General features: G+C 49.2%; 14 protein-coding genes. 7 read left to right on the top strand and 7 right to left on the bottom strand.

Annotation, left to right across the window (positions count from 1 at the left end; genetic code table 11):
- The first annotated feature begins 215 nt into the window (after nucleotides 1–215).
- Complete coding sequence (locus BUC01_RS00435) at nucleotides 216–830, top strand: HU family DNA-binding protein (protein ID WP_073312380.1); 615 nt, start codon at nucleotides 216–218, stop codon at nucleotides 828–830.
- On the opposite strand, the gene BUC01_RS00440 is transcribed toward BUC01_RS00435, so the two are convergent.
- From BUC01_RS00440 to BUC01_RS00470, 7 genes are all read right to left on the bottom strand, one after another.
- Nucleotides 831–2,066 (bottom strand): histidine-type phosphatase, encoded by a 1,236-nt coding sequence (locus tag BUC01_RS00440; protein ID WP_073312382.1) that lies wholly within the window; start codon nucleotides 2,064–2,066, stop codon nucleotides 831–833.
- 42 nt (nucleotides 2,067–2,108) lie between these two features.
- Nucleotides 2,109–3,518 (bottom strand): glycoside hydrolase family 28 protein, encoded by a 1,410-nt coding sequence (locus tag BUC01_RS00445; protein ID WP_073312384.1) that lies wholly within the window; start codon nucleotides 3,516–3,518, stop codon nucleotides 2,109–2,111.
- 20 nt (nucleotides 3,519–3,538) lie between these two features.
- On the bottom strand, nucleotides 3,539–5,866 hold the full coding sequence (locus BUC01_RS00450; protein WP_025831055.1) for a GH92 family glycosyl hydrolase: 2,328 nt from the start codon (nucleotides 5,864–5,866) through the stop codon (nucleotides 3,539–3,541).
- Nucleotides 5,867–6,994 (bottom strand): acyltransferase family protein, encoded by a 1,128-nt coding sequence (locus BUC01_RS00455; RefSeq protein ID WP_073312386.1) that lies wholly within the window; start codon nucleotides 6,992–6,994, stop codon nucleotides 5,867–5,869.
- A gap of 57 nt (nucleotides 6,995–7,051) precedes the next feature.
- A complete protein-coding gene (locus BUC01_RS00460; protein WP_073312389.1) occupies nucleotides 7,052–9,208 on the bottom strand; it encodes an alpha-N-acetylglucosaminidase in 2,157 nt (718 codons plus the stop codon).
- A gap of 149 nt (nucleotides 9,209–9,357) precedes the next feature.
- Nucleotides 9,358–13,578, bottom strand: a complete 4,221-nt coding sequence (locus BUC01_RS00465; protein ID WP_073312391.1) for a hybrid sensor histidine kinase/response regulator transcription factor — start codon at nucleotides 13,576–13,578, stop codon at nucleotides 9,358–9,360.
- 2 nt (nucleotides 13,579–13,580) lie between these two features.
- The gene (locus tag BUC01_RS00470) at nucleotides 13,581–15,644 is read right to left on the bottom strand and encodes an acetate--CoA ligase family protein (protein WP_073312394.1); all 2,064 of its coding nucleotides are present in this window, start codon (nucleotides 15,642–15,644) and stop codon (nucleotides 13,581–13,583) included.
- 513 nt (nucleotides 15,645–16,157) lie between these two features.
- Here BUC01_RS00470 and BUC01_RS00475 point away from each other — a divergent pair.
- From BUC01_RS00475 to BUC01_RS00500, 6 genes are all read left to right on the top strand, one after another.
- Nucleotides 16,158–17,111 carry a PorP/SprF family type IX secretion system membrane protein gene (locus tag BUC01_RS00475; RefSeq protein ID WP_025831056.1) on the top strand — a complete coding sequence of 318 codons (954 nt, stop codon included), beginning with the start codon at nucleotides 16,158–16,160 and terminating at the stop codon, nucleotides 17,109–17,111.
- Nucleotides 17,112–17,127: 16 nt separating this feature from the next.
- Nucleotides 17,128–18,585: a T9SS ring complex lipoprotein PorK/GldK gene (gene porK / locus BUC01_RS00480; RefSeq protein ID WP_117988173.1), complete on the top strand. Its 1,458-nt coding sequence runs from the start codon at nucleotides 17,128–17,130 to the stop codon at nucleotides 18,583–18,585.
- Between the two features lie 21 nt (nucleotides 18,586–18,606).
- Nucleotides 18,607–19,323 (top strand): type IX secretion system motor protein PorL/GldL, encoded by a 717-nt coding sequence (gene porL, locus BUC01_RS00485; protein ID WP_073312496.1) that lies wholly within the window; start codon nucleotides 18,607–18,609, stop codon nucleotides 19,321–19,323.
- An 87-nt stretch (nucleotides 19,324–19,410) separates the two neighbouring features.
- A complete protein-coding gene (gene porM, locus BUC01_RS00490) occupies nucleotides 19,411–20,982 on the top strand; it encodes a type IX secretion system motor protein PorM/GldM (protein WP_025831057.1) in 1,572 nt (523 codons plus the stop codon).
- 36 nt (nucleotides 20,983–21,018) lie between these two features.
- A complete protein-coding gene (gene porN, locus BUC01_RS00495; protein WP_025831058.1) occupies nucleotides 21,019–22,038 on the top strand; it encodes a type IX secretion system ring subunit PorN/GldN in 1,020 nt (339 codons plus the stop codon).
- Nucleotides 22,039–22,114: 76 nt separating this feature from the next.
- Nucleotides 22,115–22,660, top strand: coding sequence for a porin family protein (locus BUC01_RS00500; protein ID WP_025831059.1), 546 nt, complete (start codon nucleotides 22,115–22,117; stop codon nucleotides 22,658–22,660).
- Nucleotides 22,661–22,750 lie beyond the last annotated feature (90 nt).

Genomic DNA, 22,750 nt, shown 5'->3' on the forward strand with positions numbered 1-22,750 from the left:
TTTTATTTCTTTTTCTGCCTATTCTAATTACCTTTGTTGCCTAATGCGAGTTCGTTCCACTATAGTGGTCCGCAAGGGATACTATAGTGCACCTTGCGGACCACTATAGTGGAACGCAAAGTACACTGTAGTGGAACGAAACAAAAGTAGCGGATGAGCTACATCCTTACAGGCAACGGGATGCATCGGAATGCCTATATAAAACAATTACAATTATGAGCTTAGAGTACGACCTTTATGAAACGCCCGACATACAGCAAACAGGCGAACAACAACCACTTCACCCCCGTGTAGTTATCAGGGGAACCATCGGTCAGGATGAATTTCTGGACCGTGTTCACAAATTCACAGGTTTGAGCCGCAGCTTGCTTGCAGGCGCCATGCAGTCTTTTCAGGATGAATTGGGAGATTTGCTTGCCGACGGATGGATTGTGGAGATGGGAGACATCGGCTATTTCTCCGTATCCTTGCAAGGTCCTCCTGTGATGAAGAAAAAGGACGTGCATGCACAGTCCATCAAATTGAAAAACATCAATTACCGTCCGAGCAGCCAGTTCAAGAAAGAAGTGCACTGGAAAATAGAACCACAACGTGGTGAATCTTTTACCCGCCCCCACAGAGGAAAACGCGATGCGGACAAATGCCTGGAAATAATCAACAGCCATTTGGAAAAATATCCGTGTCTCACCCGTGCCGACTATTGCCGACTGACGGGATGTGACAAGAAATGCGCCCTGAAAGAACTGAACGGGTTTATCAACCGAGGGCTACTGATGCGCTACGGAACAGGCAAACAAGTGGTTTATGGGAAAGTGATGAAGCAGGAATAACTATTCCGCCTGCTTCCCCAAGAACGTCTTCACTTCTTCCCATGAGTAATAGGGAGCCTTTCCACTCTTTATCGGCAAAGTCACCTCATTCTCATTCAACAGGAACTTCACTAATACATCGTTTTTCTTGTTACGATAGAAGACGAGTTGCAGGTTGGCCCCCATCGGAGAAACGCGATAATCCTGCCACGCCAGATGAAACTTCTCCATATCCGTCTCCCGGTTGCTGCATCCTTCTATTTGCATCAAAGCCAGCAGACGGATGAGATGGGTGTCGTGCCCGAAACGGAGGTCTGCCGCAGGAGTTCCCTTCCGGATAGCGGCATCCGCACTTTCAAGGATATTGCGCAGCAAAGGCACAGCCTGGCGGGGCATCAGACCGCCATTCAGCGGAGCGGCAGCGTTGCAGACGTACATACGGGCATTCACTGTCTTCCAGACGCCTATCAGTTCTTCATACTCAAAGATATCATAAAAGGACAAATCCAGTTCAACATTCTGCATATCAGCTGCAATCCAGTAAAGGCTGCGCATCATGGCATCGGGATCGGCTATGGCGGAGGGATTTGTAAACAGGGAGGCCATCAGACGTTCCGGACGGACATTCTTCTTTTCAAACTCCCGGAAATCACTCCGCCACGGGGCTTTCTCGGAAGCGAATTTTTCTCCTTCGGGAGAAGTGTAGGCGATATAGTCCATATAACGGTGGTAAGCTCTCCGGTCTACGCGCAAGGCGGGGTTCAACTCTTTCAGGCGTTCGGTGAAGTAGCTCATACTCAGGACGCAGCGCACGGAGGTGGATGAGCGGGCGTCGATACGGGCATCGGCACGGAAGACTTGCGGGAAGTTGCGGAACATCCGCCCGGCTATCTCGCGGTGCTGGCGCTCGCCAAGCGGGGTGATGCTGCCGCTGCATCCGCGGGCGTCTTCCCAGACTTTGTGCAGGCGTCCGCGGACATCTATTCCGAGGGGAGTAAGCCCGGAGCACCGGTAAAGGGAGTCGAAAACGGAGACTACTTCCGTATAGCGTTCGTCCGCTGTCATCCAACGGGAGCCGTGGCGACCGTAGTGGCTGATATAGAAAGGCTCATATCCTGCCGGGGCGGGAGTGGAAACTTCCGGCGGAGTGGGGTAAGCATAGTAGATGCTTCCGGCCTGCTCGGGGGTCGGTGCGGACTGGGAACGGGCGGAGAGGCCGCAGAATAAACATAGGATGGTAATGATATATTGTCTCATAATTGATGATTATCATTTATTATATTCACAAAAGAACCCGTCTCAGTTCTTTACTTTCAGATTCGTCACATTCTTCTGTCCGATACCTTCAGCCGCAAGGTCCGGCCGGATATCTCCCCAGATTACCGCACAATCATCTATCACGATGTCAGATGCCGTATCAATATAAAATCCGTACGTCTTGTCATGTACGAAACCTTCGCCCACGCAGGGGCGCTTATCGTAAATGCCACCCTCATAAGCCGTACGTTTCTGCAACAGCAGGTTCACATCTTCAAAATAGATATGGTTCACTTTATCGGGTGTATCACCGCCTACAAAGATACCGTTCTCGCTGGTACACTTGATGTTCGTGAAGTAGATGCGGCTCACCTCTCCGCAACGTCCCTCGGTGGCTCCCTTCGGGAAACGCCAGCCGGCATCTTTATGATTGCCCACGGCGCGCGGATAGGAAGTTACGTAAATCGGTTCCGCCTTTCCCCACCATACATCGGAAAAGAACATACAATCCACTATCATGTTGGAGAATATCACATTGGTCACCGTCCCTTCATCACGGTTCTGAATACCGATGCCCCGGTTGCTGTTCTTGATGATGCAGTTATTGAACAGCACATTATTAATCTTATCCATATTCTCCGACCCGATCTTGATGGCGCAGGAGCGGGAAACCATTGTGCAGTTCGTCACCACAACATCCTCGCACGAACCGTATTCCTCAAACTCACGGCGGTTTTTCAGACAGATGCAATCGTCGCCCGACTCAATGTGGCAGTTGGCTATGCGGACATTCTTGGAATGGTCTACGTCGATGCCGTCGCCGTTGCGTATTTTCAGGTTGTTCAGAATGGAGATGCCGTCGATGGACGCATCGTTGCAGCCGATGAGGTGCACAGTCCAGTAGGCACTGTTGCGGATGGTTACATCGCGAATCACCGTTTTTTCAATGTTGATAAGCGTCAGCACGTGCGGACGGGGATCGAAATCGGTCACCGGCTTCAACTCATAGGAGTCTTCCAGTTCCTTGCCCATAAAGGCAACGCCGTTCCCGTCAATGGTACCTGTCCCGGTGATGGAGACTTGTTTCAGATCTTTACCGTAAATCCACATCATGCCCTCGCCGCGGTTATCGCGGAAAGCGCTCTGCGTATACACCGCCTCATCGGGGTTGGCAATCAGGCAGGAATTAGGCTCCAGATGAAGATTCACAAAGGAAGCCAGCGCAAAAGGACTGCACATGAAAGTGTGTCCTGCCGGAACGAGCACTGTTCCACCACCCGATTTGGAGCATACTTCAATAGCTGTCTGTATGGCGGCAGCGTCATCGGTCTTGCCGTCGCCTTTGGCTCCGTAATCCATAATATTATAAATGTTCCCCCCGGTCTTCGGGGCGCTGCAAGCTCCTGACAGTAAGAGACTGCATAAGGCAAACAATAATGCTTTTACTCTCATAGATATATCTATTATATATTTTATTTCATCACATCCGGCGGACAGTCTTCCGGCCGTGCACCCCACTCTTTATTGGGTTCGGGCCCCATCACAAACTCCATCACTCCACCGTTCAGGATATCCTGATGGGTGATGTAATTACGTGTATAAGGCTTCCCGTTCAGCATTGCCGACTGGATATAGATATTCTTTTCCGATGCATTCCCGGCTTTTACGGTAAATACATTCCCATTCTCCAGGTTCAGCGTGAGGCTGGGGAAGGAAGGGCTGGCAAGCATATAATAAGGCGTACCGGGACAGACGGGATAGAATCCCATAGCGGCAAACATATACCAGGCCGACATCTGTCCTGCATCATCATTGCCCGAAAGCCCACCCGGAGCATTCAGGTATTCCGTCTCCATGACGTGACGGACGGCACGCTGGGTTTTCCAGGGCTGCCCCGCATAGTTGAACATGAAAGCAACCTGATGGCAAGGCTCATTCCCGTGCCAGTAGCGACCTTCGCTGAACATGGAGTCCAGTTTGGAGATAAATTTGTCCTTGCCTCCCATGCACTCCATAAGTCCGTAGGGATCTTGCGGTGCATACCAGGTGTAGTGACAGGGAGCACCCTCGGTGATGAAGCGGGCGAAGTTGAACGCATTGTCGTCATCGAGGAACGTGCCGTCGGCATGGCGGCCCTGCGCATATCCGGTGCGGGGGTCGATGACATTGCGGTAGTTGGCGGCACGCTGCATCAATATCCGGTAATCTTCCGGTTTGTCAAGAGCCTTTGCCACTTGTGCCAGAACGAAGTCGTCATAAGCATACTCCAAAGTGCGCGACACCTGTTCCTTCGTATGGAATGCATCGGGCACACCGTCTTCAAGAGGAATGTAGCCATATTCCAGATAGGAAGTCAGCGCACGCCGTCCCATGCCGTCTTTGTATTCGGCAGGATTGGAGGGAGTTTCAAAAGCATTCTTTCTCATACCCTCATAAGCCTTTGCGACGTCGAAGTTACGGATGCCTTTGACGTAAGCATCACCGATGGCGGCTATGCAATGGTCGCCTATCATGGCTGCGGTATAGCTGTTCCAGCAGGGGAAGATGGGCAGCCAGCCGCCCTGCTCGTATTTATGCACCAAAGACTGCATCATATCTCCCCCTTTGGTGGGGAAAAGCAGATTGACGAGCGGATGCAGGGCCCGATAGGTGTCCCACATGCTGTAATCCTCGTAATAAGTTTCCCCTGCGGGCAATTGCTGTATCGGGGTGCCTTTGGCAAATGCCGGATAGCTTCCGTCCACATCATTGAACGTGTGAGGCAGGAAAGAAGCACGATAGAAAGCGCTGTAAAACTTCTCTTTATCAGCAAGATTATCCGTCTCCACCAATATGGAGGACAGATGCCGTTCCCAGATGCCGTTCAGCTGCTGATGCGTCTGTTCAAAGTCCCAATGGGAGATTTCGGCAGCCAGATTCTGCATCGCCCCTTCCTGACCGGTGAAGGAGGAAGCTGCTTTCACCAGCACCTCTTCGCCCGCTTCCACATCAAACTCGATATAAGCGCCGATCTGTGCGCCTTTCTCCATCCGGACGGTACGGGGAAGCAGGGAGTCGCCCTTAAATGTCCCGAAATCCGTAATCTTCTTTTGGAAACGGACAACAAAATGCCCGCTGTATCCGGCAGATTTTCCCCAGCCCTGGTAAATGCGGTGAACGGGGTTGTAGCCATAAATCCGGTTGCCCACCGTATCTACGGCAATGTATCCCTCGCCTTCGTCACTATTGGGATTGACCACCAGATAGCCTTTTCCGGCCTTATCATACGTGAAGCGGAAGATAGCGGAACGGCTGCGGGCGGTCATTTCCGCCTGAATGCCTTCATCCGGCAGGGAAACGGCATAATAGGCCGGAGTCGTCTTTTCCTCCTGATGGGAGAAACGGGTGGCGCGGGCCTCGGGCTGCAAGCGCAGGGTGGCGGAAAGGGGCATAAGCGTCATCGAACCGTAGTCCTGCGTACAGCCGCCCACAATCCAGTGGGAGTTGCGGAAGCCTTGCAGCAAGGTGTCCGCATAGTAGTAAGGGGCTATGCACTTCTGTTCCGTATCCCGCGTTTGTGGGGTCCAGAAGTTCATCCCGTTGGGTTCGAGTACAGCGGGAAGCGTTTGCCCGTATTCTTCGGTACTCTTGCCGAAAGTGCCGGCGGTATGGGTGATGCTGGGAGCTGTGCCGACACGGGTTTCAACATATTCTAACAGCGTTTTTGTCCCCTTCCCGTTCGGAGCAGAACAGGATGCGATGCAAGACAGCGATGCAACCGCCAACAGCACAGAGCAACATGTATTAACAGTTTGTCTCATTTATATTTTTATATAGATTTTCTTTTTATAAAGCGGATAACCGCATGCACCCATTATCAGCGTAAAAGCAACGGCATAGACCGCAGAAGCCAAATAGGGATCGGTTATCAACGAGTGTATTCCTTCATAAACGACGGGCTTGCTTCCGGTAGCTCCGATAACGATAGCCGCCACCTCGCTGAGTACGTAAAGAAACAACGGATTCACCCCGAATATCTCGAAGAAACGACACCAGTTTTTCTTCTCTTTCATGTCGATGAAGTAAATCAACAGGGCTTGCAGCATAGCCGCCAATCCACAGGTGACCAGCACGAAGGAGGGTGACCAAATGCGTTTATTCAGCGGCAACGCCTCCGTCAGACAGAAACCGCATGCCATCAGCATGAAACCGGCTACAAAAAGTTTCAGTGTTTTCTGTTCCAAAGGTTCCCTGGCCAGGATGAGCTTCCCACAACAGAAGCCTATCAATGTATGGGCAATGGCGGACAGGGTGCTGGTGAGTCCTTCCGGGTCTATCGGGCTTTTATGATAAAGGTGGGCGGCTCCCAATACATTTCGGTCAATGATTGCCAGCAGGTTCGTGCCGTCCAGTGCATATCCGTTGCCTACGCAAAGCAAAAGGGCATAGCCTGCCAGCAAGATACCAACGAGCCAGCCGATATATTTATGATTGACATACAAAGCTATAAAAGAAGCGGCACAATAACACAGGGCTATGCGTGGCAACACTCCCGTAAGCCGGAGATGGGCAAAAGGAAAGAAATCTCCGTCACAAATAAAATCGAACCAGTGAATGGCCCAACCGATGCATAGAATAATGAAAGTACGCTTCAGTATCTTACGAACCACTGAGCCTGATGCCTGAAAATGAAATTTGCTCAAGGCAATATAAGTGGAAATTCCCATAATGAACAGGAAGAACGGAAATACCAGGTCGCAAAGCGTCAGCCCGTTCCATGCGGAATGTTTCAGGGATTCATAAGACAGCTTCCCACCGGAATTATTGACGAGAATCATCCCGACAACGGTGATTCCACGCAATACATCAAGCGAGAGCAAACGCCTTTTCAATTGACAATTGACAATTGACAATTGACAATTATCGGTGCCATATTCGGAACTGTTCATTTCATTGTAAGCTTTAATCTTTAATAATCCTTATTCAACCCATTGCGCAGCCAATTGTCAATTGTCAATTAAAAAAATCGTCTCTTTCGCCACATCGACGCTGTTTCCTTCAGGAGCTGCTCCATACGGGTTCTTTGCCAATGTCCAGGGTTCTTCCATTGCATAATAATCCAGCTTGACTTCGGGCTTGCCGTCCAGTTGGTCCTGGAGGGTCTGCCAGTAAGCTGCCCAGCGTTTATAATAGAAGTCACGCAGGATACCGTTCCACTCCTTATGGGCATAGTCGCGCAGACCACCATCGTCGGCACATACACGATTGCCCCAGGTGGTTATCTGCACACGGGCATTCCACTCGTACAGGTCTTTTTCTTCGGGAGTAGTGCCCAGGTTGCGCGCCTGTTCTATCCAACGCCCCACACGGAACTCGCTACGGGTGCCCAAAAGGCGGTCTTGCATCAGCAATAGCTCCAGGAATTTCTGAGAATCACGGGCGAAACTGTGCTTGTCAAAGCTCTTGAAGTCGGCAATAGCCCGGTTATAGACAATGCGGCCTTTATCGGAAAGGGACTGGCGAACGATGTCTACCAGGTCGTATTCAAAGTTATTGTTGCCACGATATTTGTCCGCCACTTCCAGCATGAGTCGTGCAGCCTCTTCCGTAACAGTAGGATCGTAATAGTTCTTCATCTTTGACCAGCTTGATGCCTGGAAGTTATTCATCGAGGGACGCCCGCAGAAGATGGATTCGTGAGGCCCCTGCTGATTGTTTCCGAAAGGACAGTTATAAATGGAGTTGGCAAGCAGCAGCCATGCTTTTTCTATTTTCTCGTCTCTCACGCCATAGCGGGCAAAGAGATAATCCTTCAGCCACTCCTCTTTAGTAAATTTCTCGGGACGCCAGGGAAGTTCGCACATCAGCTCGAACATGACCGGGTTATTCTCCGATCCCTCCATCGTCAGGCCAATCCCTTTCAGATGGGCAGCCAACGGATTGTCTTTAGTTTGATAGAAGTTGTCGAGCAACTGATCCATGCGGCCGTGCAGACCTACATTACCACCAAAGTTCAGCAACATGCAGAAAAGCCAGTCGTGCTGTTCGTAACCTTTATCACGCTTCCAGATAGAAGGAATTCCCCACATGGGACGGCACTCACTGAACAAATCCAGTATCAGCAAATCTCCGTTCTTCATATTCTTTATCATCTCGGGACGCGGGTTCTCCGTCCAGCCCTGCACCACCCAAGTAGCTTTAGGATTGACGCGCTTCATGGCAGTCATGATGGCTTTGCCTGCCGCGTCGAAATCTACCGAAGCGGCATTCTCGGCTTCATGGAAAGGGTCCATCGAATAATAATCGGCCTTACCGAACAGTTTTTCCTGTTCACGATAGTACAAATCGGCTATCTCGGCAAAACGGGTATCGGTGGGCTGCAGGAAAGCGGGACGCGTGAAGCCGTTCCACAAATCGGACTTAGTCAGGTTCAGACCTAACTTCTCGTCGGCATCATGGGGCACCATGCCCGAATATCCGGGGAAGACAGGCTTGATGCCATATTCACGCATACGTTTCAGGATTTTCTTCTGCAAAACTTCTTGTTGTGCATACCAGGAGTCGGGATTAGGACCGCCCCATCCTTCCAGATTATTCATAGCCCACCAGGCCAGGAAAGCGGGGCCGGCAATGAAACGGTTTATCTCTTCTTTGGTATAACCCAGTTTCTGGAGCATATTCCGCCAGATGCACTCCTGTCCCACTGCCGCCAAAGGCATGTTGATGCCATGCAGGGCCATCCAGTCGAGCTCACGTTCCCAGCGCTCCCAGTCCCAGAAAGCCATAGTGTAGGAGTAAGTGCAATAATTGAAATCGTAACGTAATGAAAGGGAGGTTTCATGACGTTCTTTTTGGGAAACAGGCGGCAGTATTCGGGGAAGTTGTGCCTGCATACCGTTCCATGAAAGGTGGATACCGGCGTAATATTTCAGATACCAGTTGATGCCGGTTGCTATGTTCACGTAATTATTGCCGCGTACGACGACTTTATTGCCTTTCTGATCCAGTTCGAAAAAGTCTTCCGTACCTTTATTAAGCTCAATGATGAATTTCTTCGATGCGCCCCGGTCTATTCTTTCAAGCAGACCATTGATTGGGTTGGCAGACAAATGAACCGACAGGACGGTTGCAAACAGAATAAATAAATAGAGTTTGATTTTCATGGTATTCTATATTCAGGATGATATGCAAAAGTAGGCGTTTCTTTCCAAAAGTAAGGAGAAAATAAGAAAGTTTGGGACGAATATAGTAAAGAACGAGACGATATTACAATCTACAAGCGGCTACGCTATACTTATAGCCCGTAGCCCTCTCACTTCTTCCCCAGCTTTGAACTTGGCAGGTACCCGAAGAACTCTTTGAAACATTTCGTAAAATATTTAGGGTCGTTGAAGCCAACGGCATAAGCTATCTCGGAAACATTCACATCGCCCGGACCTTCCTGTATCATCCGCTGCGCCACATTCAGACGATAGTTCTTCATAAACTGGCCGATGGGTTGCCCCGTCAGATCCTGCATCTTCTTGTTGACTAACGTCTTGCTATACCCCATATCGCGTACAAACCTCTCCAGGTTATATTCCGAATCGGCATAGTTTTCCTTCATCAGACTGACGGCATTCGTAATAAACGTCTTGTCTCTCGACTCCTCTTTCACATGCAGTTCCTCTACGTTACTGCTCGCCGAGAACATCTTCTTATATTTCCCCCGCAAGTTCAGGATATTGCGGATACGAAGCCGGAGCACTTCTTCATCAAAAGGCTTGCAGAGATACTCGTCTACGCCTATCTCAAAACTTCTTTTCTCCTGTACATCCGAACGGAGCGCCGTAAGCATCAGGAACGGAATGTGCGAAGTCGCCAGATTATCCTTGATGCGGCGCGACAACTCTATACCATCCATCACAGGCATCATCAGGTCGCTCACTATTAAATCAACCGTATGCTTCTGAACGATTTCCAGCGCCTCCTGCCCGTCTCCCGCTTCAAACAGACGGTAATCACCCACCAGCAACGTGCGGATGTACGAACGCATATCCCGGTTATCCTCCACAATCAGAATGGTTTCTTTCTTCTGTCCGTCATCGGTTTGTGTCAAATCAGGCATATACCCGTCATCGGACAGTTCCACCACTTCCCCGCCCGACTCTACGCTCTCACCGGGAATCAGCGGCATCAGTATGCGGAACGAGGCTCCCGGTCCACGGTTGTTGTGGGCACAGATTTCCCCTCCATGCAGTTCCACAATCTTCCGGCAAAGGAACAGGCCGATACCCGTACCACTCTGCCCGTAAACGGGATATTTCGTACTCTTCTTGGATTGATAGAAACGGTCGAATATCTTCTCCATGTCCTCCGTCACCAGTCCATGCCCTGTGTCGCAGACACTGATATAAAGCATCTTTTCCCCGCTTTCTCCCTTGACGGAAGCTACAAAAATATGGATGCACCCGTTGTCCGGTGTAAACTTGATTGCATTGGAAACCAAGTTCACCATCACCTTGCGCATATACCCGGCGTCAACCACCAGAAAAGGATTATCCAAACGGAAATAAGTGGAGATGTCAATCTGCCGTTCTTTGGCAAAGACTTTAAAAGGTATGAGCAGCTCGGACAGAAACTCGATGAAGTTCGTCGAGCGCCGATCCAGTACCACCTTGTCCATATCCAGTTTCCGGAAATCCATCAACTCGTTCACTAACGAAAGCAGATAGCGGGAGTTCCGTTCGGCAATCTGCAATTGTGCCTTCACATCCTCGTCTTGCGTTTCTTTCAGCGCATGCTCGATAGGGCCATGGATAAGCGTGACAGGTGTCCGGAACTCATGGGTGATATTCGTGAAGAAAGCAATCTTCTCCTCCGTTATCTCCCTGACGTGCTGAGCCATTGCTTCCAGTTGTTTGTTTTGGACAGCCAGCTCCTGCGTACGCAATTCCACTTCCTGCTCCAGCCGCGCTTTTTGTTCCCGGTAGCTCCGGGTTTTCCTCTTATAGAACAGATAGACGGCAAGACAGGCAAGCACCACCAGCAACAGATAGAACCAACCGGACTTATAGAAATAAGGTATTATGCTTACTTCTACCTCCGTCGTCCGGTCCGACCACCGTCCCAGTTCGTCCGTGGCACGCACCTGTAACGTATAGTTGCCAGGAGGTACAGAAGCATAGCGTGCCATGCAGTCGCCCGGCTGGGTTTCATTCCATTCGTCCTCATACCCTTCCAGGCGATAGGCAAAACGTATACGGCTGCTGTTACCATAATTCTGCGTAGTGAAACCGATGGAAAAGCGGTTCTCCTTTTCGTGCAGAGAAATCCGGGGCGACAGGGTGATCACCTTCTTAAAGTAATCGCCGCTGGAAGGATAAATGGTATTCCCGCCAATTGCCAGCGAAGAGAGCTTCACATACGAAGCGGAAGGCAGTGAGGTGTCATTGTCGGAGTAAATAATGACCAGCCCGTCTATCGTAGCCAGATAAATGAAATCATGCTTTGCCGAATAATGGATGCCGTTCCAGTAAAATTGGGTAGCGGGTAAACCATCTGCCTGCGTGTAGTTGCTGAACGTCATCGACTGGAGGTTCAAACGCGAAAGGCCGTCATTCGTTGTCAGCCACAAGTTGCCCTGTCCGTCTTCCGCCATACCAAGAATGGTGTTATTGGGTAGGCCGTGGCGGGTGGTGTAGCACTTAAAGACGAAATGATTATTCTTATCGCTCGTCAGCTGATAGAGTCCGCTTCCGTTGCCACCCAGCCAAATGGTGCCGTTCCTGTCTTCGAGAATACTGTTTATCTTTTCCAGTTGCGTAGACTCCGGGTTGTCCAGTTTATATCGCAGGTATTTATAGTCGAAACGCTTGTTCGATTTGGCAAAGGAGGGCAAGTCTACAATAAACACCCCTTGCGTGGTACCTACCCACAGGCGTTTCTTCCGGTCTATCAAGAGTGCATAAACAGCCTCGAACTCATTATCGGACTGGTCGAACAGCACTCTGGTGAAAGTATCTTTCCGCTTGTCATAGAAATGTATCCCGCGCGTGGAGCCGAACCATATCCCATGATTAATCATATCTTCGCAGGCACTGTTGATGAAGTCACCTTCCAGTTCGGGAATATTCTCGCAGGTATAACGTTTGAAAGTACGGTTATTGGGGATATTCAGATTCAGTTCGTTGATACCCACGCCCCAGGTATATGCCCACAGACGATTGTCCGAGTCTATCAGAATCCCCATCAGGGTGTTGTTGCTGATGGAAGTGATGTCATTGGGTGAGAAAAGATGGTGGGTACAGTACTTGCTTTCCCGGTTCCACTTCATCAAGCCGCGCTCCACAAGTGCAACCCAGAGGTTGCCGTCCTTGTCTTCGTCTACGGCATTTACGGGTGTAGGAGCGTCAGTTGCGGGTGTGGAAGTACCGGCTGTTACAGAAACATCTCCGCACGTCCACAGTTCGGTTTGCAAGCGCTTCGGAGAGAGAAGGTTGACGCCGCCGGTTTCCGTACCGAGCCAGATGGTTTCTCCATCAGTGAACAGGCAGTTGATGGCGTTACAATTGATGGTGACGTTACTCCGGTCGCTGGTCTGGCGGATAAAGGAGAAAGTATCCGTATCTTTATGGTAAACGTTCAGGCCGTTGAGGGTAGAGACAATCAGATGCCCGCGTTCTGTAAGTTTGATGTCCGTTATGTAAGCCTGGCTCAACATTCCGGGGCGATGGGTGGAGTATCGGTATCGCTTCAGACTGCGTTCGGGATGGTTGTATTTAAAAAGTCCGCGGTTAGAACCAATCCACAACACGTCGCCATCCGCCTGCATACAGGAAATGCGCCAGTCTTCACTGAAAGACACCAGGCTGTCGGAAAGGATATCCGCTTTCAGGAGGTTGCCGGGTTGTTTCTCAACGCGACACACCTGATTGTCGATACCTGCACAAATGGCCCAGCCGATATCAAGAATAGCATGTACAGGCGTGGCAGAAGCATTTTTCAGACAATAATAGGTTTTAACACCCCCTTTATCATCCAACTCTATACACCACAAATCCTTGTTACCGGAAATCCATAAATCACCTTGCTTATCCCTGTAGACAGTACTGACATATTCATCCATCAGTTGGCGTAGCGGACTATCCGCAGGAAGGGACAATGTGACCGGGGAGTAAGTATCCAGATCAAGAATATCGATTCCTCCTTCGGATGCAATCCACAACCGCCGGAAGTTATCTTCACAAATCTTGTGAACAAAATCGTTCTTCAGACGTATCGGCTCGGTCTGCGTGCCATAGTTCAGAAATTGATAGCCGTCGTAACGTCCTATCCCGTAATGCGTGGCAACCCAAACGTATCCTTCGGAATCTTTAAAAATATCACTGACAAAGCTATAGGGAAGCCCAGCATTCTCCGTAATAAACTTAAAGTTGTACTGGCTGAAAAAACGCTCTGTGCTTTGAGGAAAAAGCAACAGAGCCTGCATTACAAAGACAAGGAACAGCAGGAGACGAGAACAGCGAGTTAACGAGTTGGCAAGTTGACTCATCTTTACTTCTTCTCTATCCGGATACGTGCATCCACAGCAATCACATGTTTTTCCGTAGCCAGTAGCGGGTTGATGTCCATCTCCTTAATCTCCGTCGCAAAGCGCAGCAAAGTGGAAAGGCGTACGATAATCTCCGCAAACTTATCCTCATTCACTCCCTTCTGCCCGCGCGTTCCCTTAATAATCTTATAGGCGCGGAGAGAATGAATCATAGAATAAGCCTCTTCATAAGAAAGCGGCGCCAGACCGGAAGAAACGTCTTTGAGCACTTCCACAAAGATACCGCCCAGACCGCAAAGCACCACGTGTCCGAACTTCGCTTCATACTTGGCACCGACAAACAGTTCCGTACCTTTCAACATGGGTTGTACCAGGATGCCGGTCACTTCGGGAATCTGCATCATGCGCTCAAACTCGAATGCCAGGTGCTGTTCTCCTTTTATATTAAGCACCACGCCGCCGACATCGGACTTATGAACAGGCCCCACTACCTTTGCCACGACAGGGAAACCTGTGCGGCGGGCAAAAGCAAGCACTTCATCTTTATTGGCGGACACGAATTCTTCGACTATGGGAATACCGGCGGCATGAAGCAACGCCTGCACATAATGCGGCTGAATATACCCCTCTTCGGGAATGGAGTCGATAATGCGACGGATGCGCGGCACGTCCACACCGAAGAGTTCTATCTCGTTGGCGGCAGGCCGGGGGGCATTCATAATGCGGGAGAGTGCCGTGCCCAAAGTCACTTCATCGGCAAAGTTCACATGACCCTTGGCAAGGAAAGCGGCCACTTCTGCTCCGGCGGTATTGATGGAAGGCAGAATGGGGAATATCGGTTTGCTGCACGTCTGCATCTTCTCGTGCAGCACATCGTACATCTCGAACATGGTGACCAACCCCGGCGTACCGAAGATGGCCAGCACAGCATCTATATTCTCAAATTTCTCTTCGCAATATTCCAGGCAGAGGCGCAGATGGTCGGGAGTTCCGGTGGCGAGAATATCAATCGGATTACCTACAGCGGCACCGGGGAAAAGTTTGCTTTTCAGCTCATCGGCAACAGGGCCTTCCAGCTTGGGGACGTTCAGTCCGCCTTTGCTCAGTGCATCGGTCAGCATCACGCCCGGACCTCCGGCATGGGTGATGATGGCGAAATTCTTTCCTTTCAGTTCGGGCAGGGTAAAGATACAGCCTACGGTCGTCAGTTCTTCACGCGAATAACAACGCACAATGCCCGCCTTGCGGAACAAAGCTTCTACAGCCGAATCGCTACTGGCAATGGCACCCGTGTGCGAAGAAGCAGCACGGCTGCCACTCTCACTACTGCCTGCCTTGATAGCGGCAATCTTGCAACCTTTCTTTATCAAAGAGGACGCATGGAACAGCAAACGGTCGGGGTCGCCGATGCTTTCGATATAGAGCAGTTTGATTTTAGAGTCTTCTTCCGGCCGGAAGTTCTCGTCCATATATTGCAGCACGTCTTCCACGCCTATCTGCTTCGCATTGCCCACGGACCAGACAGAGTTGAACTGCAAGCCTTTGGTTACGGCACTTTCCAGAATGAAAACGGCTGTCGCACCGGAACTTGAAATAAGGTCTACGCCCTGCGGGTGCAGTTGGGGAATGGGTTGGCTGAACACACTATGATGCCAGGTATTCATCAGACCGATGCAATTGGGACCAATCAGGGAAGCACCATACTTATTCACTGTTTCCAGAATGCGGTCTTCCAGCAGAGCACCCTCATGCGTTTCTTCACCAAATCCGGCGGAAAGGATGATGAACGCCCGCACTTGCTTCTCCGCCGCAAGCACTTCCACGGCATCGGGACACATCTGGGCAGGAATGGCAAGTATGGCAAGTTCTGTTTCGGGAAGGTCCTTCACGTCGGCATACGCCGTTACTCCTTGCACTTCTGTCTCTTTCGGATTTACGGCACGCAGTTCTCCGGTATAGCCACCGTTAATAAGATTACGCAGGATAGCGCCTCCCGGTTTGTGCACGTTATTGGATGCTCCCACCACTACAATGCTGGCAGGACGAAGCAATTGGTTTGTTATCATAGTTCGTTAACTTTAAATTCATGATACGACGTCACAAATATACGATTTTTATGCAATTCTACAACCGGGTAAGGAAAAAGAAAGGCAGGTATAAGAAATTGGCATACTCGTCGATAATGAGGTAAAGACTGATGCCCAAAGCATGTGCCTGGATATCACTTTACATCTTCCATATTCATTCTGATTCTCCTATCAATTCAACAGTACCACAAAGATAGAAAAAGTCCCTGTAAATAAGAGGAGAAGACACCGTATTTCCTATCTGTACATCACTGAAACGCTCGTGTCAGCGTAGTAGTCTCTTCTTTTCCCAAAGCAACCACAGCAAAAGAAAAGTCCTTTCCCGGGCGGTTATGAATTAATTCACCACAGAGTAACACAGGGTATCACAGAGTTTTATCAATTTGAAATCAAAAGAATAGAACTCCGTGATACTCTGTGTTACTCTGTGGTGAAAACTCATTTCTTATCAATTCTACACAATTTTTTTTCGTTTTATCAGTTCTTATATTGATGAAACATTATTGCATCCTGAAATGCTTAATTCTTATTTGCCTTCCTTTCTGTGCGGCAGGAGTGCAGGCACAGTTTGACGCGCGCTTTAGTCAATACTGGGCGGTACCGGGCTATTATCATCCCGGATGGGCAGGGCAAACGGATAATAAACTGAACATCTATGGCTCGTATGGCATGCAACTGATGGGCTTCACTCGTGCTCCACGGGTGATGTATTTCGGCGCGGATATGCCTTTTACCTTGTTCAAGAAACAACAGGGTGCCGGTGTGGGATTTTTTAATGAAGCCATCGGCCTGTTTCGTAACCAGCGTTTCTGGGGACAGTATGCCTATCAAATGAAAATCCGTAAAAGTAAGTTGGGCATTGGCTTTCAGATAGGTATGCTGAACGTATCTTTCGACCCTTCCGACATCAATCTTGGTGATGATACTGATGACGAAGCTTTTCCGACTACAGCGGAAAGTGGAAATGCCGTCGACATCGGATTGGGAGCTTATTACTCACATCCCAAATTTTATGCAGCCTTTTCCGCCCATCACCTCACTGCTCCCCGCATCTCCCTGGGAGAAAAAAGCCAGATTAAAATACATCCTATCGTTTATTTGACAGCCGGATACAATATTCAGACACGTAATCCGTTAATTTCCATACAGCCCTCGATGCAGTTGCAAAGTGATTTTATTTCTACACGACTGGACGTGACGGGGCGGTTGTTCTATACCTATCGCTCTAAAGTGCTTAGTGGGGGGCTGACGTACTCGCCCGATACTTCGGTGACGTTCAGCTTCGGACTGACGGTGCAGGGCGTGACACTGGGATATGCTTACGAGTGCTTTACCTCGAAGATTGGCGCTGCAAGCGGTAGCCACGACCTGATGGTAAGGTATGCATTGGACTTGAATGTATTTAAGAAGAACCGGAACTTGCATAAGAGTGTACGGATTCTGTAGAAGAGATATACGAACGATGAAAAAGAATAAAGGAATGAAAGTGATTCATGCATGGTACGGGGCGGCATTATTATTGTTCGGCTCATTGGCTTCGTGCATGGGAACGGTGGGAAACACTTCCATGAGGGGCGGTGAGGTGATAGGCGCCAGTGCTGTGGCATGGAATGAGCCTGCACCATACGGCATGGTGCTGGTGAAACGCGGTTCGGTGAAAATGGGACCTGACAAGCAAGACAGCTTGTGGGGAACAGTCGTTCCTTCGCGGGAGATTTCGGTAGAGTCTTTCTGGATGGATGATACGGAAGTGACCGTTGCCGAATATAAGCAGTTCGTCAACTGGGTGCGCGACTCCATCATCCGCGAACGCCTGGCAGACCCGGCCTATGGCGGCAATGAATTGTTCAAGATAGAGGAAGACCGCGAAGGGAATCCCATAAAGCCTTATCTGAACTGGGCGAAGCCTATTCCCTGGAAGCGGGCGACGGAAGATGAGCAGATGGCTATCGAGAGCGTATACAAGCGGCATCCGATTGATGGCACGCTGATGCTGGATGGCGCTCAACTGAATTATTATTATGAGATTTATGATTATACGGAAGCGGCCAAGCGTCGTAACCGTCTGAATCCTGCCGAGCGGGTTAAGAACACGGATATAGAAGTGAATCCCGAAGAGGTGGTGATGATAACGAAAGATACGGCATACATTGATGATGAAGGGCGGATTGTGAACCGTACCATTACCCGTCCGCTGTCCAGCGAGTGGGATTTCCTGAACAGTTATATCGTAAATATCTATCCCGATACGACTTGTTGGGTGAACGACTTCCCGAATGCGAATAATGAGCAGTATATGCGCCTGTATTTCAATCACCCCAGTTATAATGAGCATCCGGTGGTGGGTGTCAGCTGGGAACAGGCCAATGCCTTCTGTGCCTGGCGTACGAACTATCTGCTTGCCGGTCTGCGTGGACAGGCGAAGTATATTCAGCGTTACCGTCTGCCGACTGAGGCGGAATGGGAGTTTGCCGCACGCGGACGTGAAGACAACAAGTATCCCTGGAAAGACAGCGAAGAGACAAAGGATGAGCGGGGCTGTTACAATGCGAATTATAAACCCGGTAAAGGAAATTATACCAAAGACGGTAATCTGATATCCACCCGTGTAGGAGCTTATTCGCCGAACTCGAACGGGTTGCATGACATGGCGGGTAATGTGGCTGAATGGACTTCGACGGCTTACACTGAGTCAGGTGTATTGCAGGCAAGTGACATCAATCCCGATATCCGGTATAATGCTGCGCCGGATGATCCGTATGCGATGAAGAAAAAAGTGGTTCGTGGCGGTTCGTGGAAAGATGTGAACGCATTTATCCGTTCGGATGCCCGGACGGCAGAATATCAGAACGAGCAACGTTCGTATATCGGCTTCCGCTGCGTGCGTACACAGGTGGGATATAATAAGAAGGGGAAATGATAAGACGCTAAAATGGTAGAAATGATGGAAAAAGATACTGTAAATAGAAAGAGGGGCTTGGGACAAAAGTTGCAGGACTTTATGGCGAGCTATCGTGGCAAGGTGGTTATGAACTATGCTTATAGCTGGGGGGCTGCTATTGTTATTGCAGGTACGCTATTCAAACTGACTCATTTGCCGGGTGCCAATCTGATGTTGTGGATTGGTATGGGAACGGAAGTGCTGGTGTTCTTTATTTCTGCATTTGATTTGCCGAACAAACAGGTGGGAAGTACCGCGGGGGGAGTGATTGTGGTTGGTGACGCTGCAACCCTACAAGCAGGTCAATCGCGAGGAAATCATCTGCAAACCAATCAGTCTGTGGCATCTGTCCCGAACCAGCCAATGCCGGTGACTGTAGGTGCGACTAATTATTCGCCCGCCAACACAGCCCCTGCCTTTACCCCTGAGATGGAAGAAACCACCCAAGCCTATATCACGCAGTTGAAAGAAATGACGGAAATGCTTTCGCGCTTCACCGCCCAGGCAGAGTCCCTATCACATGATGCCGAGCAAATGAGTGCCTTGAACCGTAATCTTGCGGGTATCAATGCCATTTATGAAATGCAGCTTCGTAGTGCCAGCACCCAGATAAATACGATAGACCAGGTGCACGAGCAGACCCGCAAAATGGCCCGGCAGATAGAAGAACTGAATGCTGTCTATGCCCGTATGCTGCAAGCGATGCAGGTGAAGTAGAAAGGTGGTAGATTGATAGAGTGCTTCCTTTCCGAAACCACCGCATCATAATTAATAATTAATAGTTTATAATTAATAATTGATTCCATGTCTCTGAATACCAATCCGGACTCTCCGCGCCAGAAGATGATAAATCTGATGTATATCGTCTTGATGGCGTTGTTGGCACTGAACGTTTCGTCGGATGTGCTGAACGGCTTTTCATTGGTAGATGAAAGCCTTTCACGTACAACGGTAAACTCGACCGTGCAGAACCAGTCATTATATGACGGGCTTGCCGGTGCAAATAAACGTAACCCGGAAAAGGTGGGACCCTGGTTTGAGAAGGCGGTACATGTGAAAAACAGTTCCGATTCGCTTTATGCTTACGTCAACGAACTGAAACTGCGCATCGTGCAGGAAGCGGACGGAAAGGATGGAGATGTTGCCGATATCTCCAATCGGGAAGATTTGGAGGCTGCTTCTTTTGTCATGCTTGCACCCGGAAGAGGGCAGGGCAAGGAGCTGTTCAACCGTATCAATCAATATCGGGAAGAAATACTGGCTTTGGTTACCGATCCGGTGCAGCAGAAGATTATCCGTGATAATCTGGGTACGGAAGTTCCGCGCAAGGCATCGGCAGCGGGGAAAAACTGGCAGGAATATATGTTTGAAAATACTCCGGTAGCGGCAGCCGTTACCTTATTGACTAAATTGCAAAGTGACGTGCGCTATGCCGAAGGCGAAGTGCTCCATTTACTGACACAGAATACCGATGTGCAGGATGTGCGTGTGAATCAGCTTCAAGCCTATGTGATCCCTACCTCACAGAATGTGGTGCGTGGCGGTATGTATAGTGCCCGTGTCATTCTGGCGGCTGTGGACTCCACACAACGTCCCTCCATTTATATAGCCGGTGAAAAACAACCGGATAATGCGGAAGGCTGGTTTGAAACGGTTTGTAACCGTACAGGAGAGTTCTCTTTGGACGGTTATCTGGAACTGGCACAAGGAAACGGAGAGGTGCTCCGCCGGGATTTTTCTCAGAAGTACACGGTAGTAGAGCCTACCGCTACGGTATCTGCAACCATGATGAATGTGCTTTACGCCGGATATGATAACCCTATCAGCGTTTCTGTTCCGGGAGTTCCGGCCGGACAGGTGCAAGCAAGCATTGTCAATGGAAACGGTACGTTGAACCGTTCCGGAAATGGATATATTGCACATCCTACGGTTATTGGCAAAGATGTGGTGATTCGTGTGACGGCATCTGTCGGTGGACGTACACAGTCGATGGGGGATTATACCTATCGTGTGCGCCAATTGCCCGACCCCTCGCCGTTTATTGAATATACAGAAGATGGAACACCGAAGCGTTATCGTGGCGGGCGCGGATTGTCCAAAGCTATTTTGATGAATACTCCCGGCATAGTGGCTGCCATTGATGATGGGCTGCTGAATATCAATTTCCGGGTTTTGGGCTTTGAAACGGTCTTCTTTGATAATATGGGAAATGCCGTACCGGAGGTGTCTTCGGGAGCCTCATTCTCTGCACGTCAGAAAGATATGTTCCGGCGCCTGTCCCGTGGAAAGCGTTTTTATATTTCCAGGGTGCGTGCGGTTGGTCCGGACGGAGTGGAGCGTTTGCTGCCTACTACGTTGGAAGTGATTGTGAATTAAAATTAGAAATTGACTATAATAATAAGGTATAAGACTATGAAACTTTCCTTGAAACTCATGATAGCTGTCATCCTGTGCGGGCTGAACTTGTCGGCAGGGTGGGCACAAAGGCAATATCCCGGTTCGGCAGGCTTGCCGGATGATGTGGTGTGGATGCGTGAAATCTATCGTACACTGGATTTGACCAAGGACACCAATGGTGCCCTGTACTATCCTGTGGAGCCGCAAGGGGATAAGATGAACCTCTTTGCCACCATGTTCCGTTTGCTGGCACAGAAGAAAATACCGGCTTATGAATATCAGTTGGACGGCACGGAACGTTTTCAGAAAGATGCCGAAGTAACTTTTCGGGATGTGCTGGACCGCTTTCAAATCTATTACGAACTGAAGAAAGTGGCAAATCGTCGCGATAGTGTCCTGTCCATTAGTAACAGTGATATACCTTCTGCGGATGTATTGAGTTATTTCGTCAAAGAAGTCTGGTATTTTGATCAGCGCACTTCAACTTACGGTTCGGTGATAACGGCTATTTGTCCGGTGCTGCACCGTTCGGAGGAATTTAGTTCGGAAAAAGTAAAGTTGCCTATGTTTTGGGTGAACTATAAAGACCTGATGCCTTATCTGACCCAGACAAAAATATCCGTCAGCAATTATAACAATGCGGCAAACAGCACTTGGGATGATTTCTTTACGGCACGTCTGTATAAGGGGGATATTTATAAAACAACCAATCTGCAAAACCGTGTCTTGTCGCAATACTGTCCTACGGATAGTGCTATGGTAAAGGAGCAGAAACGCATTGAGAAGGAATTGGTGGATTTTGAAAAAACATTGTACGGCAGGGATCTTATAGAAGAAACGGATTCGGTTTCTACGGTTTCGGGAACGAAAGTGGCGAAGGCTAATTCCAAGAGGAAAGGGCGTGACAATGCTGTTACGGCAAAAAGTAAATCTTCTTCCTCATCAAAGTCAAAATCTGCGGCAAGCAAGTCGCAGTCGGTATCTAAGAGGGAAGCGGCAGCTCCTAAAGCGTCAGTGCGTCGACAACGTCGCTGAACAAATTTGTTTCTTTTTTGTTCTTTTTAAGAATAAATCCATATATTTGTCCCGATAATTTAAACAAAAAAGAATTATGAAGAAGATTTTTAGTACTTTCATTATAGCTGTATGCTGTATGTTTATGGCTATGCCGGCTCAGGCGCAACTCATTAAGTGGGGTGTAAAAGGTGGTGTCAATATGACGAAGATAGACTGGGATGGAGGATATCCAGGAAACAAGGATAACTCTGCCGGTTTCTTTATTGGTCCGATGGCCGAGATTACGATTCCTATTGTTGGTCTGGGTGTTGACGGTGCTTTGTTATTTTCACAAAGAGGTAAGGGAGACGTAAGACAAACCGGAGCGGAAGTTCCCATCAATCTGAAATATACGATTGGTTTGGGTAGTCTGCTGGGTGTTTATTTTGCTGCCGGTCCTGATTTTTTCTTTGATTTCAAGAAGAAAGATAATGTTGACCGGAAGACTCAGGTAGGCCTTAATCTGGGAGTCGGTGTGAAGCTGATTAAGCATTTGCAAGTGGGTGTCAACTATCAGTTCCCGATGGGAGACAGCTTTAAATGGAAGAATATTGAAGCGAAGAATAAGACCTGGCAGATATCTGCTGCTTATCTTTTCTAAAAGAAATTATAGTTATAATATAGCGGGGATGAATTCTATTGAAGAATTTATCCCCGCTATTTTTGTAATAAAAGTGTTTGGTTTAGAAGG

The organism is Bacteroides stercorirosoris (genome assembly GCF_900142015.1).
Taxonomy (GTDB): domain Bacteria; phylum Bacteroidota; class Bacteroidia; order Bacteroidales; family Bacteroidaceae; genus Bacteroides; species Bacteroides stercorirosoris.